We start from the raw sequence: 17,165 nt of genomic DNA, 5'->3' as shown, positions 1-17,165 counted from the left end.
GATGACAATGCCAAAATCCCTCAGTCTTTCCTCCTGGCAAACAAGCACTGGCCGGCCATCACATGCCACCAAATCTCCACGGACCTCATCTGCGTTGGATCCCGTCCGCATTTCACCACGAAAAAGGGCGGCCCTTTCGGACCGCCCCCCAATTCCATCAATCCTTTTCGGATTGATTACATCATGCCGCCCATGCCGCCCATGTCGGGCATGCCGCCGCCCTGCTGAGCGTCCTTCTTGGGGAGCTCGGCAATCATGGCTTCGGTGGTGATCAGGAGCGAGGCGACCGAGGCTGCGTTCTGCAGAGCGGTGCGCACGACCTTGACCGGGTCGACGATGCCCATGGCGATCATGTCGCCATATTCGGACGTCTGGGCGTTGTAGCCGTAGTTGTCGTCGTTCTTGTCGAGGATCTTGCCGACCACGATCGAGGCTTCGTCACCGGCATTGTCGGCGATCTGGCGAACGAGCGACTGGAGAGCCTTGCGAACGATGGCGACGCCGGCTTCCTGGTCGGGGTTTTCACCCTTGACGTTGAGAACGGCCGAGCAACGCAGCAGGGCGACGCCGCCGCCGGGGACGATGCCTTCCTGAACGGCTGCACGCGTTGCGTTCAGCGCGTCGTCGATGCGGTCCTTGCGTTCCTTGACTTCGATTTCCGTCGAGCCGCCGACGCGGATGACGGCAACGCCACCGGCGAGCTTGGCCAGACGTTCCTGCAGCTTTTCGCGGTCGTAGTCCGAAGAGGTTTCTTCGATCTGCGCCTTGATCTGGGCAACGCGGCCTTCGATCTCGTTCTTGGCGCCGGCACCGTCGACGATGGTCGTGTTTTCCTTGGAGATCGAGATCTTCTTGGAACGGCCGAGCATTTCGAGCGTGACGTTTTCGAGCTTGATGCCGAGGTCTTCGGAGATGACCGTGCCGCCCGTCAGGATGGCGATGTCTTCCAGCATGGCCTTGCGGCGGTCGCCGAAGCCCGGAGCCTTGACGGCAGCGATCTTGAGGCCGCCACGCAGCTTGTTGACGACGAGCGTTGCGAGGGCTTCGCCTTCGACGTCTTCAGCGATGATGAGGAGCGGCTTGCCGGTCTGGACGACGGCTTCGAGAACCGGAAGCATCGCCTGCAGGTTCGACAGCTTCTTCTCGTGGAGGAGAATGTAAGCGTCGTCGAGGTCTGCGACCATCTTTTCCGGGTTGGTCACGAAGTAGGGGCTGAGGTAGCCGCGGTCGAACTGCATGCCTTCGACGACTTCGAGTTCGGTTTCGGCGGTCTTGGCTTCTTCGACGGTGATGACGCCTTCGTTGCCGACCTTCTGCATGGCTTCGGCGATATCAGCGCCGACCTGCTTGTCGCCGTTTGCCGAGATCGTGCCGACCTGAGCGACTTCTTCCGACGTGGAGATCGGCTTTGCCTTGGCCTGCAGGTCCTTGACGACGGCCGTGACGGCGAGGTCGATGCCACGCTTCAGGTCCATCGGGTTCATGCCGGCGGCAACGGCCTTGTTGCCTTCGCGAACGATGGCCTGGGCCAGAACGGTCGCGGTCGTGGTGCCGTCGCCGGCGATGTCGTTGGTCTTGGAAGCGACTTCCCGGACCATCTGTGCGCCCATGTTCTCGAACTTGTCTTCCAGTTCGATTTCCTTGGCGACGGAAACGCCGTCCTTGGTGATGCGCGGTGCGCCGAAGGACTTGTCGATGACGACGTTGCGGCCCTTCGGGCCCAGCGTGACCTTGACGGCATCAGCGAGGATATCGACGCCGCGCAGCATCTTTTCGCGCGCGGTGCGGCCGAATTTTACTTCTTTAGCTGCCATTTTGAAAACTCCCGGGCATAAGCCCACATTTTAAGTATCGTCGGATGGTGCGAAGGATCTGCCGGAGGCAGAGCCGATATCAGGCGATAACGCCCATGATGTCGGATTCCTTCATGATCAACAGGTCTTCGCCGTTGAGCTTGACTTCGGTGCCCGACCACTTGCCGAACAGGATGCGGTCGCCGGCCTTGACGTCCAGAGGAACGACCTTGCCGCTGTCGTCACGCGCGCCAGAGCCGACGGCGACGATTTCGCCTTCCTGCGGCTTTTCCTTGGCGGTGTCGGGAATGATGATGCCGCCCTTGGTCTTGGCTTCGGACTCGACGCGACGTACGACGACGCGGTCGTGCAGGGGGCGGAAAGTAGTGCTTGTCATTGTCTTTTCCCTCGATCAAATGACGCTGGGATCTCTCGGGATCCATCGGTCTGTTAGCACTCCGGTATGTCGAGTGCTAGCAAGGCTGAGATAAAGATGGTTTGTGCCGGAGTCAAGATTGGCGCCGTCGTTTCTGTCCGGCGGCATGTCCGTCCGCCGTCTGTCACATCACCATCGTAGAGATGGTCTGCGACACGGGTGAGACGCGCGCCGCGGGCGGTCGATCCACCGGTGCCGGCGGGAAACGGCCGGAAGAAACACGGGGGCATGATGCGCGATCAACACGGCACGAATGAGACAGGCGCCGTTTCCGGTGCTCCGCGCGGCCGTTCCGCAGGGGTGGGGGCGGCACGAAAGCCCTCTTTCGCGGAGGCCGCCCGCGTCTGGGCCCGCATCGGCTTTCTCGGCTTCGGCGGGCCGGCCGGCCAGATCGCGCTGATGCACCGCGAGGTGGTGGAAACGCGGCGCTGGGTGCCGGAGGAGCGTTTTCTGCATGCGCTGAACTACTGCATGCTGCTGCCGGGGCCGGAGGCGCAGCAGCTCGCCATCTATATCGGCTGGCTGCTGCACGGCACGCGCGGCGGGCTCGTGGCCGGCATCCTTTTCGTGCTTCCCGGCCTCTGCATCCTGCTCGGCCTTTCGACGCTCTACGCGCTCTATCACCAGACCGGCACGCTCTCGGCGGTGTTCTTCGGCCTGAAAGCGACGGTGCTGGCCATCGTGATCGAGGCGCTCCTGCGTCTGGCCCGGCGCGCGCTGACGACGCTCTCCTCGCGCGCCATCGCCGCACTGGCCTTCGCGGCCCTGTTCTTCTTCTCCGTACCCTTTCCGCTGGTCATCCTCGCCGCCGGCCTGTTCGGCCTGCTCACGGCCGGGCGCAAGGCGGATGCCGGGCCGGAGGTCAAGCCCGGAGCCGGGGCAGCGGACGGGGCGAGACCCTGGCGGCGGACACTGGCGCTCGTCGCCCTCTGGTCGTGTCTCTGGGTCGCGCCGCTCGGCCTCATCGTTCTCCTCTGGGGGGCGGAAAGCGTCTTCGTCGCGCTGCACATCTTCTTCTCCAAGATGGCAGTGGTCACCTTCGGCGGGGCCTATGCGGTGCTTGCCTATGTCGCCCAGCAGGCTGTGGAAACCCATCACTGGCTGCGGCCGGGCGAAATGCTGGACGGGCTGGCCCTGGCGGAAACGACGCCGGGGCCGCTGGTTCTCGTGCTGACCTTCGTCGCCTTCATGGCGGCCTTCCGGGTGCCGCCGCCCGGGCTCGATCCCGTGGTGGCAGGCCTCGTCGGCGGCCTCGTTGCCACCTGGGTCACCTTCGTGCCGTGCTTCGCCCTCATCTTTCTCGGCGCGCCCTCCGTCGAGCGGCTGCGGGGAAACCGCATGGCGGTCGCCGCGATGCGCGCGATCTCCGCCGCCGTGGTCGGCGTCATCCTCAATCTCGCCGTCTGGTTCGCCCTGCATGTGCTGTTTGCGAGCGTCCGGCAGAGCCGGTTCGGGCCGCTGGTCCTCTCCGTTCCCGATCTGGCGAGCTTCGACGGTGCGGCGGCGCTTCTCGCCCTGCTGGCGGGCGGCCTGCTCTTCGTGGTGCGGCTCGGCGTGGTCGCCACGCTCGCCGTCTGCGCCGGCGGCGGGCTCATCCTCTCCCGGTTGTGAGGCGAGAGAACGCGCCATTCGCACGGAATTACGGCGGATAAGCGCGGCGATATCAGCGTTTAGGCTTGTCTTTTGGCGACGTCCTTGCGATGTCAGCCGGGAGACATCTCAACGGGAAGCCTGCATGGCCGTTCGCATCAACAGCTTTCGCGACATCGCAAGCCGCTATGACGTGGTGCTGTGCGACGTCTGGGGCGTCCTTCACAATGGCGTTGCGGCCTTCCGTTCGGCCTGCGACGCGCTCACGGAAGCGCGCAGCCGCGGCCTGACCGTCGTTCTCGTCACCAATTCGCCCCGCCCGCATCCCGGCGTCATCGTCCAGATCCGCGGGCTCGGCGTGCCCGATACCGCCTATGACCGCATCGTCACCTCCGGCGACGTCACCCGTGCGCTGATCGCCGCCGGCCCGAAGAAGATCTACTTCATCGGCTCCGACCGCGATTTTCCGCTGCTGGCCGGCCTCGGTGTCGATATCGTCGCCTCCGAAGATGCCGAGATCATCGTCTGCGCCGGTTTCTTCGACGACGAGACCGAGACGCCGGACGATTACCGCGCCACGCTCTCCGTTCTGGCCAGACGCAAGCTGCCTTTCATCTGCGCCAATCCCGACCTCGTGGTCGAGCGGGGCGACCGGCTGATCCCCTGCGCCGGCGCCATCGCCAAGCTCTATGAGGATCTGGGCGGCGAGGCCCGCATCGCCGGCAAGCCGCACAAGCCGATCTACCGCGCGGCCCTTGCCGAAGCCAGAGGCGTGCGCGGCGCGCTGGAAGGCGCTCGCGTCATCGCCATCGGCGATGGCATGCCGACCGATGTGCGCGGCGCGCAGGACAGCGGCATCGACGTTCTCTATATCAGCGCGGGCATTCATGGAGCGGAGTACATGACCGGCGAAAAGACCGATGAGGCGAAACTCGCCGCCTTCCTGAAAAAGGAGGGCGCGACGCCGAAATGGTGGATGCCCCGGCTCGCGTGACATGACAGTCTTTCACCGCAACGAGACGAAGAATCCCCTGCCGGCCGCCCTCCACGGCGGCGTCATCGCCATCGGCAATTTCGATGGCGTGCATCGCGGTCACCAGTCGGTGCTGGACCGGGCGCTGGTCGAGGCCCGCGCGCTGGGCGTGCCCGCGCTCGTGCTGACCTTCGAGCCGCACCCCCGCGCCATCTTCCGGCCCGACGAGCCCGTCTTCCGCCTGACGCCGGCGCCGCTCAAGGCGCGCATCCTCGAAGGCATGGGCTTTGCCGCCGTCATCGAATATCCGTTCGATCGCAGCTTCTCGCAGATGTCGGCGCATGATTTCATCCGCGACGTGCTGATGGACTGGCTGAAGGCCGGCCATGTGGTCACCGGGTTCGACTTCCATTTCGGCAAGGGCCGGGAAGGGGGACCCGCCTTCCTGATGAAGGCCGGCACCGACAACGGCTTCGGCGTCACGCTGGTCGACGCCTACCGCGACGAGAACGCCGACGTCATTTCGTCCAGCCGCGTCCGCAGCCTTCTCGTCGAGGGCGATGTGGCGCAGGCGGCAGGCCTGCTCGGCTATCGCTATACGGTGGAGGCGGAGGTTATCGGCGGCAAGCGGCTCGGCCGCACGCTCGGCTATCCCACCGCCAACATGCGCCTCGACCCCGGCGTCTGCCTGAAGAACGGCATCTACGCCGTCCGCTTCCGCCGCGCCGACGGCTCTCTGCACGACGCCGTCGCCAGTTTCGGCCGCCGCCCGACGGTGACCAGCGACGGCGAAGCCTTGCTCGAGACCTTCCTGTTCGACTTCTCCGGCGACCTCTACGGCGAAATCGCCTCCGTCTCCTTTTTCGGCCACCTGCGCGACGAGCTGAAATTCGACGGCCTCGACCCGCTGATCGTCCAGATGAAGCAGGACGACGCGGAAGCGCGGGCGCTCCTCTCGGGCGTGACGCCGCTCAGCGGGATCGATATGGGGCTGTGTTTCTAGAGTTTGCCGTCGTAGCCAGCACCTTTCAGAATGGCATTGGCCGTATGACGACTTTTCAGGTTGTGCGGAACGAGCAACATCTTGCCCGTTTCCCGCGATCGCCATTTCTCGTGCGAGCCTTTGGCATTCGTCTGGTACTCGAAACCGAGCGTCACGAGAATGTCGCGCACATCCTTGTAGAACCCGTCCGGCATCAGGCCGCGACCGGCAGGATGGGTGCCTGCCAGACGATCGCTGGGATCAGGTCCTTCAGAGGTGTCGTCGCCAACTCCGGCAGGGAAATGTGATTGTTGACGATCAATTCGATGGCCGCGTCCGCCATGATGGCCTGAAAGGCGTCGAGATCGTCCGCCTCGATATGCAGGCCCTCGATATCGCTTTCGGAAATGAAAACCCCGGCTTCAGCATCCCAGACGGCCCTCACGAAGAACGTACGTTTCATGCCGATGACCCTCATTGCGCGGTGCTCCCTTATCTACATCCAAACCGCGGCTTGTTAAAGACGCAAGCGCAACGTCCGTAGGCTCAGGAGAGAGGCGATGACCTTGGTATCCAGAAGCCAGCCGATCAAAGCTCGACGTCCCTCTCGCCAGTATCGTCGCGATCCAGTTCCAATGGAAAGAACGGGAGGCTTTCCATGAACTCAACGAAGCTTTGCCGCGACTGAGATCCCGTCAGCCGCTCGTGCTCCTCGACGCTGATGACGACGACGCTGTCGCGGCCCCGCACCGTAACGCGTTGCGGGCCTTCGCTTCGCGCGAGCCGGACGACTTCGCTGAAGCGCGCTTTTGCGTCCTCACGTTTCCACGTCGGGGATTTGACGAGATTCTTGGCCATGGAGAACGCCCATCTGGTCAGATGGTCAGCATAGTGGAGCCGCCCCGAAACGTCGATTCGCCGTGTGCGTGCGCCCCCTTCCATTCCGCTGCAAAACCCCTTAGACAACGGGCCATCATGACACATATGCGGCTTGCATGTTTTCTGCGAATTATCGGCCCGGCCTTCCGCGCGCGCTAAGCGGCCGGAAGGTCCGGGTTTCAAGCATTTGCGCCGCCGCAGGGCTTGCACGCCCCGCGCGTCTGTTTCCTGCCCCGACATTGCGCTTCCCAAGCGCCAGAGAATGATGGCCGATATGACCGAGACCACCCAGACGTTCGACTATTCCAAGACGCTGTACCTGCCCGAAACCGAATTCCCCATGCGCGCCGGCCTGCCGCAGAAGGAGCCGGAGATGGTGGCCCGCTGGCAGCAGATGGACCTCTACAAGAAACTCCGCGCCTCCGCCGCCGGCCGGACAAAATTCGTGCTGCATGACGGCCCGCCCTATGCCAATGGCAACATCCACATCGGCCACGCGCTGAACAAGATCCTGAAGGACGTCATCACCCGCTCGTTCCAGATGCGCGGCTTCGACAGCAATTACGTGCCCGGCTGGGACTGCCACGGCCTGCCGATCGAGTGGAAGATCGAGGAGGAGAACTATCGCGCCAAGGGGAAGGGTAAGCCCGACCTCTCCGAACCCGCCGCCATGATCGAGTTCCGCCGCGAATGCCGCGCCTATGCCGAAAAATGGATCAAGGTGCAGGCCGACGAGTTCAAGCGCCTCGGCATCACCGGCGATTTCGACAACCCCTACCTCACGATGAACTTTCACGCCGAAGCCCGCATCGCCGGCGAACTCCTGAAGATCGCCAAGAGCGGCCAGCTCTATCGCGGCTCGAAGCCGATCATGTGGTCGGTGGTGGAACGCACGGCGCTGGCCGAGGCGGAGGTGGAGTATCACGATGTGGAGAGTGATGCAATCTGGGTGAAGTTTCCGGTAATTGATTCTGGGGAGATTGGTTTTACGCGAAGTGCTGGATCTAAGAGACTATTAAAAGCATCGCGCGATAGTTCTTCAGATCAAGGTTCATTCGTCAGTGGCAGGGATGTTCTTGAGGCATCAATCGTTATCTGGACTACGACGCCTTGGACCATTCCCGGCAATCGCGCTATTGCTTACTCCAATCGGGTTGCTTACGGACTTTATGAAGTTACTGAGGCTGCTAACGACTTTGGACCGCGTCCGGGCGAGAAGCTAATCATCGCAGATAAGTTAGCGTCAGAGTCTTTCGTTAAGGCTAAACTAGAATTCAATCGCTTGCGCGACATCGCATCTAGCGAACTCGCCGCCATCACCTGCGCCCACCCTCTCGCAGACCTCGGCTACACCTTCCCCGTCCCCCTCATCGCCGGCGACCACGTCACCGACGAGGCCGGCACGGGCTTCGTGCACACGGCCCCCAGCCATGGCCGCGAGGACTTCGACGTCTGGATGGAGAACGCGCGCGCGCTCGAAGCCCGCGGCATCGACACCGCCATCCCCTTTCCGGTGGATGACGCCGGCTACTACACCAAGGACGCGCCGGGCTTCGGCCCGGAGGCCGAGGGTGGCGCCGCGCGCGTCATGGACGACAACGGCAAGAAGGGCGATGCCAACGAGCGCGTCATCAAGGCGCTGATCGCCACCAACACCCTCTTTGCCCGCGGCCGGCTGAAGCATTCCTATCCGCATTCCTGGCGCTCCAAAAAGCCGGTCATCTTCCGCAACACGCCGCAATGGTTCGTCTACATGGACAAGGACCTTGCCGACGGCACGACGCTGCGCACCCGCGCGCTCACCGCTATCGACGACACCCGCTTCGTGCCCGCCGCCGGGCAGAACCGCCTGCGCGCGATGATCGAAGGCCGTCCGGACTGGGTGCTGTCCCGCCAGCGCGCCTGGGGCGTCCCCATCTGCGTCTTCGCCCGCGAGGACGGCACGGTTCTCAACGACGAGGCCGTCAATGCCCGCATTCTCGAAGCCTTCGAGGCCGAAGGCGCGGATGCCTGGTTTGCGGCGGGCGCCAAGGAGCGTTTCCTCGGCAACGACCATGATCCGGCCGAATGGCGCCAGGTCACGGACATTCTCGACGTCTGGTTCGACAGCGGCTCCACCCACGTCTTCACGCTGGAGGACCGGCCGGATCTGAAATGGCCGGCCGATGTCTATCTGGAAGGCTCCGACCAGCATCGCGGCTGGTTCCACTCGTCCCTGCTCGAAAGTGCGGCGACGCGCGGCCGCGCGCCGTACGACACCGTCGTCACCCACGGCTTCATCATGGATGAGAAGGGGGAGAAGATGTCGAAGTCGAAGGGCAATGTCACCGCCCCCCAGGAGGTCATGAAGGATGCCGGCGCCGATATCCTGCGCCTCTGGGTCATGACGTCGGACTATGCCGACGACCTGCGTGTCGGCAAGGCGATCATCCAGACCAACATCGATGCCTATCGCAAGCTCCGCAACACCATCCGCTGGATGCTCGGCACGCTGGCACACGACACGGGCGAAGACGTCGCGCTGGCCGACATGCCCTCGCTGGAGCGGCTGATGCTGCACCGTCTGGCCGAACTGGACGAGGTCGTGCGCAGCGGCTACGATGCGTTCGACTTCAAGCGCGTGACGCGCGCGCTCATCGATTTCTCGAATGTCGAGCTGTCGGCCTTCTACTTCGATATCCGCAAGGACGCGCTGTATTGCGACGCGCCGTCGAGCCTGCGCCGCCGCGCCAGCCTCTGCGTCATCCGCCGCATCTTCGAGTGCCTCGTCACCTGGCTGGCGCCCATGCTGCCCTTCACAACCGAGGAGGCCTGGCTGTCGCTGAAGCCGGATGCCGTCTCGATCCATCTGGAGCAGTTCCCGGACCTGCCGGCCGAGTGGCGCAACGAGGCCGTGGCCGAGCAGTGGCGCGTCATCCGCGATATCCGCCGCGTCGTCACCGGCGCGCTGGAGGTCGAGCGGCGTGAAAAGCGCATCGGCGCCTCGCTCGAGGCCGCCCCCGTCGTCTACATCGCCGACGCCACGACGGCCGAAGCGCTGGACGGCGAGGACTTTGCCGAAATCTGCATCACCTCCGCCATCGACATCATCGTCGGCAAGGGCCCGGAAAACGCGTTCCGTCTGGAAGGCGAGGGCAAGGTCTCCGTCGAGCCGCGTCTCGCCAAAGGCCGCAAATGCGCCCGCTCGTGGAAGGTGACGACCGATGTCGGTGCCGACCCGGCCTATCCCGACGTCACCGCCCGCGATGCGGCGGCCCTGCGGGAGCTGGGCATCGCGCTCTGAAGCGGTGTAAGGCTGTGTGAACCGGGTGAATTGCGCTCGCGCCGTTCATCCGGTAGAACCCTGCCTGAAAATGGGCGGATTTATCCGTCATGGGGCAGGAATTGGCGGGCAGATCGGCCCAGGCGCATCCCGGGGGGGCCGGGCGCCGGGAGGCTGGCGGGGCAGGCCGCACGCGCTGGAAGGGTTTGAATGACAATGACGCGACAGTATGGTGCGGGCGCCGGCGTGCTCTCGATCCTGGCCGCAAGCCTCGTGCTGACCGGCTGCATCGGCGGACCGACCTACGGGACGGACAAGACCGCCGGCGAGCACCTGATGGACGACCTCGGCAGCACGGTCAGTATGGGCGGCGACAAGTCCGCCAACGTCAAGTACCAGCCGCGCCCGGGTCTCGTCCTGCCGCCGTCGGGCGAGCGCACGGCGCTCGTGCAGCCGCAGGCGTCGCTTGCCAACAAGGACAATCCGGCCTGGGTCGAATCGCCCGAGGAAACGCGCCAGCGTCTGCGCGAGGAAGCCGACGAGAACGCGGACCGGCCGGGCTATGTCTCGCCGCTCGCCAAGGCCTCGGCCAACGGCCGCAAGCTTACCGCCAAGGAACAGCAGGAAGCCTATCGCGAAGCCCGCAAGGTGCAGATGGGGGCCTATTCCGACAAGCGCCGCTTCCTCAGCGATCCGCCGCTCGCCTACCGCAAGGCGCCCGAGGAAGCCCTGACCGATCTCGGCGAGGACGAGAGCGTCAAGGAACGTCGCCGCAAGAAGGAAGCGCAGGTGCAGGGCACCGGCAAGAAGTGGTGGCAGGTTTTCTGATCCGGTCATGAGCGTCACGATCCGCGAGGCCACCGTCGAGGACGCCGCCATCATCCTGCGCTTCGTGCGGGAACTGGCGGCCTACGAAAAGCTGGAGCACGAGGTGGAAGCGACGGTGGACACCACCGCGCAGGCCCTCTTCGGCCCGCAAAGCGTGTCCAGAGCCGTGATCTGCGAACGCGACGGCGCCCCGATCGGCTTTGCCGTCTGGTTTCTCATCTACTCCACCTGGCAGGCCCGCAACGGGCTCTACCTCGAAGATCTCTACGTCACCCCGGAAGCGCGCGGCACGGGCGCCGGGCGCAGCCTGCTGCGGCATCTGGCAAGGATCGCCGTCGAGACGAACTGCGGCCGCTTCGAGTGGAGCGTGCTCGACTGGAACGAACCCGCCATCCGCGCCTATCGCGCCATCGGCGCGGCGCCGATGGACGGCTGGACCCGCTACCGGCTGACCGGCCAGGCCCTGCAGGATTTCGCCGCCGGCTGAAACCCTATCGCCGCGCCTCGAAGAAGGCGCGCAACAATCCCGCCGCTTCCGTTTCTCCCAGACCCGAATAGACGTCGGGCGCATGGTGGCAGGTCGGCTGGGCGTAGAAGCGCCCGCCATGATCGACCCCGCCGCCCTTCGGGTCGGCAGCGCCGTAATAGAGGCGGCGGATGCGGGCAAAGGAGATGGCGGCGGCGCACATGGCGCAGGGTTCGAGCGTGACATAGAGGTCCGCGCCGGTCAGTCGTTCCGCATCGAGCCTGCGCGCGGCATCCCGGATCGCCTCGATCTCGGCATGGGCCGTCACGTCGCGGCGCTCGCGCGTCCGGTTGCCACTGGCGCCGATCACGGTGCCGTCGAGCACGACCACGGCACCGATCGGCACCTCGCCGCGCGCCTGTGCGGCCCGCGCTTCCGCCAGCGCCAGATCCATGAACCCCGGTGATGCGGCCATTCGCGTCATTATTTCTCTTAACCCATCGGCTCCGACCTGATAGGAGAGCCTGAAAAGGCAGGCAACACAAATGACATCCAATGACAAGCCCCAGCGGCCGCGCGGAAAACCCGCGAGCGGCGGCAAGACGACAGACCGCGCGCCGCGCGCAGCGGCCACCGACGGCAAGCCGGCCGGCAAGGCCAAATTCGGCAAACCCGGTTTCGACAAGAAGGCGGGCGACAAGAAGGCCGGCGGCAAGCCTGCGTTCGGCAAACCTGCCTTTGGGAAGACCAGCGGACCGCCGCGCGGCAAGCCGGCCTTCACGAGGCGCGACGACGCGGCGACCGACGATACGCGGGCGACGGAACGCCCCGCCTTCGACAGGCCGCGTGCCGAGCAGACCCGCGCCGACAAGCCCTGGGGCGAGCAGAAGCGTTTCGAAAAGCCACGCTCGGACAGGCCCCGCTCCGAGACGGCCGGCGCCGAAACCGCCCGTTCCGACAAGCCGCATTTCGACAAGCCCCGGTCCGACAAGTCCAAGGTCGACAAACCCAAATTCGACAAGCCGCGTGGCGAACGCTCGGCCGATCGCGCCACCGACGAGCGTCCTGCCCGCGCGCGTGCCGCTGCCGCGACGGCCGTGTCCGACGAGGCGCCGCAGCGCATCTCCAAGATCCTCGCCCGCGCCGGCATCGCCTCGCGTCGCGATATCGAGCGGATGATCATGGAAGGCCGCGTCAGCGTCAACGGCACCAAGCTGGACACGCCGGTCGTCAATGTCACCCTGTCCGACAAGATCGAGGTCGATGGCCAGCCGATCCGCGGCATCGAGCGCACGCGCCTCTGGCTCTACCACAAGCCGACCGGGCTGGTGACCACGAACAACGACCCCGAAGGTCGCCCGACCGTGTTCGACCGCCTGCCGGAAGACCTGCCGCGCGTTCTCTCCATCGGTCGTCTGGACATCAACACCGAAGGCCTGTTGCTGCTCACCAATGACGGCGGTCTCGCCCGCGTGCTGGAACTGCCGGCCACCGGCTGGCTGCGGCGCTACCGCGTCCGCGCGCATGGCAAGATCGAGCAGGCCGATCTCGACAAGCTCAAGGACGGCATCGCCGTCGATGGCGTGCTCTACGGCGCGATCGATGCGACGCTGGACAAGGTTCAAGGGGCCAACGTCTGGATCACCATGGGCCTGCGCGAAGGCAAGAACCGCGAGATCAAGAACGTGCTCGGCGCGCTCGGCCTCGACGTCAACCGCCTGATCCGCATTTCCTACGGCCCGTTCCAGCTCGGCGAACTGCCGGAGGGGGCGGCCCAGGAAATCCGCGGCCGCACGCTGCGCGACCAGCTGGGCCCGCGCCTGATCGAGGATGCCAAGGCGAATTTCGACGCGCCGCTCTTTAACAATCCCGATGCCGACGACGAGGGGCCGCTGGTCTCCACCGAGCGCAGTGCCGAACGCGGCAACGACCGGTCGAGTGACCGCGGGCAGGGCGCTTACGAGAAGCCGGCCTTCCGCGAAAAGACCGCCGACCGCAACGAGCGCCTGCGCGGCCGTCTCGACACGCGTCCTGCCGACAACAAACGGGGCGGTCGCGACAGCGCACCGGCAGCGCGTGGCGACGGGCCGAAGCGCGAGCCGCTCGGCCGTCCGCGCAAGGCCAATGTCTGGATGGCGCCCGGCGCCCGTCCCCTGGCCGAAAAGAAGACCGGCCCCGAGGCGGCCGCCGCCGAGAAGCCGGTTCGGCGCGAACGTCCCGAAGGCGCGCCCAAGGTCAAGCGCTACGGCCGCACCAAGGATGGCCAGGCGATCGCCGGCAAGCAGCGGTTCGATCCGGATCGCAAGAGCAACGCGAGCTTTGCCCGTCCCGACACCGGCCCGCGCGTCGTCGTCGAGCGCGACAAGGACGATCGCGACTGGATCAAGGCCAGCGAGCCCCCGGTCCGCGATGAACGCGGCGGCTTCAAGTCCCGCGACGGTGGCGACCGTGCCCCGCGCGACGGCAAGAGCTTCGGCGACCGCAAGCCGCGGGGCGACCGTCCCGATAGCGAACGCGCCTTCGGCGCGAAGAGCTTTGGCGAGAAGAAGAGCTTCGGCGGCGATCGTCCCGCCGGCAAATCCTTCGCCAAGCCGGGCAGCAGATCCGGCGGCAAGCCTTCGGGTGGCAAGCCGGGCGGTTTCAAGCCGCGCGGCGGGAAGTAGTCGCCGGTGCGCATCGTCGGCGGAGACTTTCGCGGCCGGGCTCTCGCGAGCCCGGCAACGGCCGATATCCGGCCGACATCCGACAGGACGCGCGAAAGCCTGTTCAACATTCTCAGCCACGCCTATCCCGACCGGCTGGAGGACACCCGCATTCTGGATCTCTTCGCCGGAACCGGTGCCGTCGGGCTCGAAGCCCTGTCGCGCGGTTGCCGTCAGGCGCTGTTCGTGGAAAACAGCGCGGAAGGCCGGGGCCTGCTGCGCACCAATATCGAGACGCTGGGTCTCACCGGCCGCGCCAAGATCTACCGGCGTGACGCGACCGATCTCGGCACCGTCGGCACCGTCGAGCCTTTCCACCTCGTCTTCGCCGATCCGCCCTATGGCAAAGGTCGCGGCGAGCGCGCACTGGCGGCGGCCTCGGCCGGCGGCTGGATCCTGCCCGATGCGCTCGTGATCCTCGAGGAACGCGCCGATGTGACGCCGATGGTCGGCCCCGATTTCGAGACGCTCGATCTCCGGCAGTTCGGCGACACCCGCATGCATTTCTATCGCTTCCGCAAGCGCGGCTGACCTCGCAATGTCGGAGCTGCCGTCCGCCAGCATAGCATCGAGCGGCCCATCGGTTGCTTTAGCACTTGGCGGTGGCGGCGCCCGGGGTCTCGCCCATATCCACGTCATCGAAGCGCTCGACGAGCTCGGGATCCGCCCGCGCGTGATCGCCGGAACCTCCATCGGCGCCATCATGGGGGCCGGCATGGCGGCGGGCATGCGCGGCGTCGATATCCGCGACTTCGCGCTGTCCACCGTCGGCCGGCGCAAGGAGATCGCCAACCGCCTCTGGCGGCTGCGTCCCTCGACCCTGCAGGCCATCGGCGGCAGCCTGCGCTTCGGCCCGTTCAATCTCGAACGCGTGCTCTCCGCCTTCCTGCCGGAGGCCATTCCCGACACGTTCGAGGCCCTGACCATCCCCCTCAAGGTCATCGCCACCGACTACTACGCCCAGTGCGAAACGGTGCTGGAAACGGGCGACCTGCGCGCCGCCATCGCCGCCTCCGCTGCCATTCCCGGCATGTTCCAGCCGGTGCGTCTCGGTGGGCGGGTCATGATCGACGGCGGCTTCGTCAATCCGGTTCCCTTCGATCATCTCGACGGTCTCGCCGATATCGTCCTCGCCGTCGATGTCGTCGGCGGCCCGGAAGGGGACGGCACCACCCTGCCGACGCGGATGGACGCGATGTTCGGCGCAAGCCAGCTGATGATGCAGACGATCACGGCGATGAAGACGAAGGCCCATGCGCCGGACCTTCTCGTGCGCCCGGATGTCGGCCGCTTCCGCGTCATGGATTTCCTGCGCGCACAGGAGGTGCTGACGGTCAGTGCCGGCGTGAAGGACGAGGTCAAGGCCGCGCTTGACAAGCTTCTGTCGCGGTAGACGCCGTCGCCGTTTCAGCGCGGCCGCTGTGCCTCGGCGATCTCCTCGTCCGGCCCCAGCGGCGCCACCGGCTCCCGCTTCGGTTTCATCAGCGGCTCGGGCTTCACGGGCCGGAAGTGCAGCATGTCGCGTCCCGCCGCCAGCCCGTCCACGGCCTGCACCTCCAGCCGCGCCTCGTCGCGGCGGCGGATGTCGGTGGTGATCGCGATGGCCTGCGCGTCGGTAACGCCGAGTTCCTCCAGCGTGCGCTGGCCGAAGAGAAGGCCGGATTCCAGCGTTTCCCGCAGCTCGTAGTCCACGCCGCGTGCCCGCAGCTGCAGCGTGTGCTGGCGGTCGTAGGAGCGTGCGAAGATGCGGGCATTGGGAAATTCCGACTGGACGAGATCGACGATCCGGTCGGTGGTCTCCTTGCGGTGCGTGCATATCGCCACGATCTTCGCCCGCTCGATGCCGGCGGCGCGCAGCACGTCGAGCCGGGTCCCATCGCCGAAATAGATGCGGAAGCCGAAGGTCGCGGCCTGTTCCACGCGCGCGGCGGAGTGGTCGATGATGGTGACGTCGCGTCCGCCCGCCAGCAGGATCTGCGCGGCGATCTGCCCGAAGCGCGAGAAGCCGATCATCAGCACGTCGGCGCCCGCCCCCTCGAAATCCTCCTCCATGTCGTCCTCGGTTTCCTCCGCCTCGTCGCGCGTCAGCCTGCGCGAGAGCGCGGAGGCGGCCGGCGTCAGCGCCATGGAGAGGGTCACGATGACGACGAGCAGTGATCCGGTGGCATCCGGAAACACGCCGGCCGCCGCCGCCGCGCTGAAGAGCACGAAGCCGAACTCGCCACCCTGCGGCAGCAGAAGCGCGATGCGCACTGCCTCGTTGTGGGCCGAGCCGAACAGCCGGCAGACGGCATAGAGCGTCACCGCTTTGGTCGCGACCAGCAGGGGGACGGCGAAAAGCACCGTGAGCCAGTGGGAAAAGATCACGTCGATCTGCAGCGACAGCCCGACGGCCATGAAGAACAGCGCCAGCAGCAGGCCGCGAAACGGCTCGATGTCGGCTTCCAGCTCATGCCGATAGCTCGATTCCGCCAGCAGCACGCCGGCCAGAAACGCCCCCATGGCCATGGACAGCTGCGCCAGCTGCATCAAGGTGGCGGCACCCAGCACGATCAGCAGCGCGGCGGCGATCATGATCTCGCGCGCACCGGTGCGTGCGAGAATCCGGAACAGCGGATTGATGAGATACCGCCCGGCCAGCACCATCACGAGGATCGCGCCCACGGCGACCGAGAAATCCTCGATCGGCGGCGTCGTATCCTCCGGCGCCTGCAGCGCGATCAGCGGGATCAGCGCCAGCAGCGGCACGATGGCGAGATCCTGCAGCAGGAGAATCGAGAAGGCGCGCTGGCCGTAGCGCGTGTTCGTGTCGCCCTTCTCGTCGAGGATCTGCAGCGCGAAGGCGGTTGAGGACAGGGCAAGGCCGAAGCCGGTGATGAGGCTGCCGGCCGCGTCGAGCAGGCCGAGTTCGTAGACGATGGCCGACAGCAGCCCGCCAGTGACGAGCACCTGCGCGGAGCCCAGCCCGAAGATATCCCGCCGCATCGCCCAGAGCCGCGACAGCTTCAGCTCCAGCCCGATCACGAACAGAAGGAAGACGACGCCGAGCTCGGCAAAACCGAGGATTGCCTCTCCATCCGTGATCTGGTGAAACACCGGGCCGATGATGACGCCGGCAGCGAGGTAGCCGAGCACGGTGCCGAGCCCGAGCTTCTTGAAGATGGGGGCCGCCACCACGGCGCCGCCGAGCAGCAGAAGCGCCTGGGAGGTCATGACGGGCGTTGTCGACATCGTGACGTTTCCTGTGGCTTCGC

General features: G+C 65.9%; 16 protein-coding genes. 9 read left to right on the top strand and 7 right to left on the bottom strand.

Annotated features, from left to right (window positions below; genetic code table 11):
• Positions 1-176: 176 nt before the first annotated feature.
• Both groL and groES read right to left on the bottom strand, forming a co-directional pair.
• Positions 177-1,814: a chaperonin GroEL gene (groL, locus tag LRX75_RS18840; RefSeq protein ID WP_113151867.1), complete on the bottom strand. Its 1,638-nt coding sequence runs from the start codon at positions 1,812-1,814 to the stop codon at positions 177-179.
• 79 nt (positions 1,815-1,893) lie between these two features.
• A complete protein-coding gene (groES, locus tag LRX75_RS18835) occupies positions 1,894-2,190 on the bottom strand; it encodes a co-chaperone GroES (RefSeq protein ID WP_062469756.1) in 297 nt (98 codons plus the stop codon).
• Between the two features lie 270 nt (positions 2,191-2,460).
• Between groES and chrA the strand changes: the two genes are divergently transcribed.
• The 3 genes from chrA to LRX75_RS18820 all read left to right on the top strand — a co-directional run bounded on the left by chrA (position 2,461) and on the right by LRX75_RS18820 (position 5,795).
• Positions 2,461-3,840, top strand: a complete 1,380-nt coding sequence (gene chrA / locus LRX75_RS18830) for a chromate efflux transporter (protein WP_231816282.1) — start codon at positions 2,461-2,463, stop codon at positions 3,838-3,840.
• A 124-nt stretch (positions 3,841-3,964) separates the two neighbouring features.
• Entirely contained in the window at positions 3,965-4,813 is an 849-nt protein-coding gene (locus LRX75_RS18825; RefSeq protein ID WP_231816205.1) for a TIGR01459 family HAD-type hydrolase, read from the top strand.
• A gap of 1 nt (position 4,814) precedes the next feature.
• Complete coding sequence (locus LRX75_RS18820) at positions 4,815-5,795, top strand: bifunctional riboflavin kinase/FAD synthetase (RefSeq protein WP_231816204.1); 981 nt, start codon at positions 4,815-4,817, stop codon at positions 5,793-5,795.
• Here LRX75_RS18820 and LRX75_RS18815 read toward each other — a convergent pair.
• The 3 genes from LRX75_RS18815 to LRX75_RS18805 form a co-directional block, all read right to left on the bottom strand.
• Entirely contained in the window at positions 5,792-5,989 is a 198-nt protein-coding gene (locus tag LRX75_RS18815) for a type II toxin-antitoxin system HicA family toxin (protein ID WP_231816203.1), read from the bottom strand. The genes LRX75_RS18820 and LRX75_RS18815 overlap by 4 nt on opposite strands.
• Entirely contained in the window at positions 5,989-6,237 is a 249-nt protein-coding gene (locus LRX75_RS18810; RefSeq protein ID WP_231816202.1) for a DUF1902 domain-containing protein, read from the bottom strand. Before LRX75_RS18810 ends, LRX75_RS18815 begins: the two co-directional genes overlap by 1 nt.
• A 125-nt stretch (positions 6,238-6,362) precedes the next feature.
• Positions 6,363-6,632, bottom strand: coding sequence for a type II toxin-antitoxin system prevent-host-death family antitoxin (locus LRX75_RS18805; RefSeq protein ID WP_231816201.1), 270 nt, complete (start codon positions 6,630-6,632; stop codon positions 6,363-6,365).
• Positions 6,633-6,915: 283 nt separating this feature from the next.
• Here LRX75_RS18805 and ileS point away from each other — a divergent pair, with 283 nt between their 5' ends.
• The 3 genes from ileS to LRX75_RS18790 all read left to right on the top strand — a co-directional run bounded on the left by ileS (position 6,916) and on the right by LRX75_RS18790 (position 11,230).
• Complete coding sequence (gene ileS / locus LRX75_RS18800; RefSeq protein ID WP_420851234.1) at positions 6,916-9,936, top strand: isoleucine--tRNA ligase; 3,021 nt, start codon at positions 6,916-6,918, stop codon at positions 9,934-9,936.
• Between the two features lie 189 nt (positions 9,937-10,125).
• Positions 10,126-10,743 (top strand): hypothetical protein, encoded by a 618-nt coding sequence (locus LRX75_RS18795; RefSeq protein ID WP_231816199.1) that lies wholly within the window; start codon positions 10,126-10,128, stop codon positions 10,741-10,743.
• Positions 10,744-10,750: 7 nt separating this feature from the next.
• The gene (locus tag LRX75_RS18790; RefSeq protein ID WP_231816198.1) at positions 10,751-11,230 is read left to right on the top strand and encodes a GNAT family N-acetyltransferase; all 480 of its coding nucleotides are present in this window, start codon (positions 10,751-10,753) and stop codon (positions 11,228-11,230) included.
• A gap of 4 nt (positions 11,231-11,234) precedes the next feature.
• Here the strand turns inward: LRX75_RS18790 and LRX75_RS18785 are convergent, their stop codons facing one another.
• Positions 11,235-11,684, bottom strand: a complete 450-nt coding sequence (locus LRX75_RS18785) for a nucleoside deaminase (protein WP_231816197.1) — start codon at positions 11,682-11,684, stop codon at positions 11,235-11,237.
• A gap of 70 nt (positions 11,685-11,754) precedes the next feature.
• Here LRX75_RS18785 and LRX75_RS18780 point away from each other — a divergent pair, with 70 nt between their 5' ends.
• The 3 genes from LRX75_RS18780 to LRX75_RS18770 are packed head-to-tail and all read left to right on the top strand — an operon-like array spanning position 11,755 to position 15,304.
• Complete coding sequence (locus LRX75_RS18780) at positions 11,755-13,872, top strand: pseudouridine synthase (RefSeq protein ID WP_231816196.1); 2,118 nt, start codon at positions 11,755-11,757, stop codon at positions 13,870-13,872.
• 6 nt (positions 13,873-13,878) lie between these two features.
• Positions 13,879-14,442, top strand: coding sequence for a 16S rRNA (guanine(966)-N(2))-methyltransferase RsmD (gene rsmD / locus LRX75_RS18775; RefSeq protein ID WP_231816195.1), 564 nt, complete (start codon positions 13,879-13,881; stop codon positions 14,440-14,442).
• A 7-nt stretch (positions 14,443-14,449) separates the two neighbouring features.
• On the top strand, positions 14,450-15,304 hold the full coding sequence (locus tag LRX75_RS18770) for a patatin-like phospholipase family protein (protein ID WP_231816194.1): 855 nt from the start codon (positions 14,450-14,452) through the stop codon (positions 15,302-15,304).
• A 14-nt stretch (positions 15,305-15,318) separates the two neighbouring features.
• Here the strand turns inward: LRX75_RS18770 and LRX75_RS18765 are convergent, their stop codons facing one another.
• Positions 15,319-17,142: a monovalent cation:proton antiporter-2 (CPA2) family protein gene (locus LRX75_RS18765; RefSeq protein WP_231816193.1), complete on the bottom strand. Its 1,824-nt coding sequence runs from the start codon at positions 17,140-17,142 to the stop codon at positions 15,319-15,321.
• Positions 17,143-17,165 lie beyond the last annotated feature (23 nt).

It is taken from the genome of Rhizobium quercicola (assembly GCF_021168455.1).
Lineage (GTDB): Bacteria > Pseudomonadota > Alphaproteobacteria > Rhizobiales > Rhizobiaceae > Ferranicluibacter > Ferranicluibacter quercicola.
This window is presented reverse-complemented; position numbering and strand designations above follow the sequence as displayed.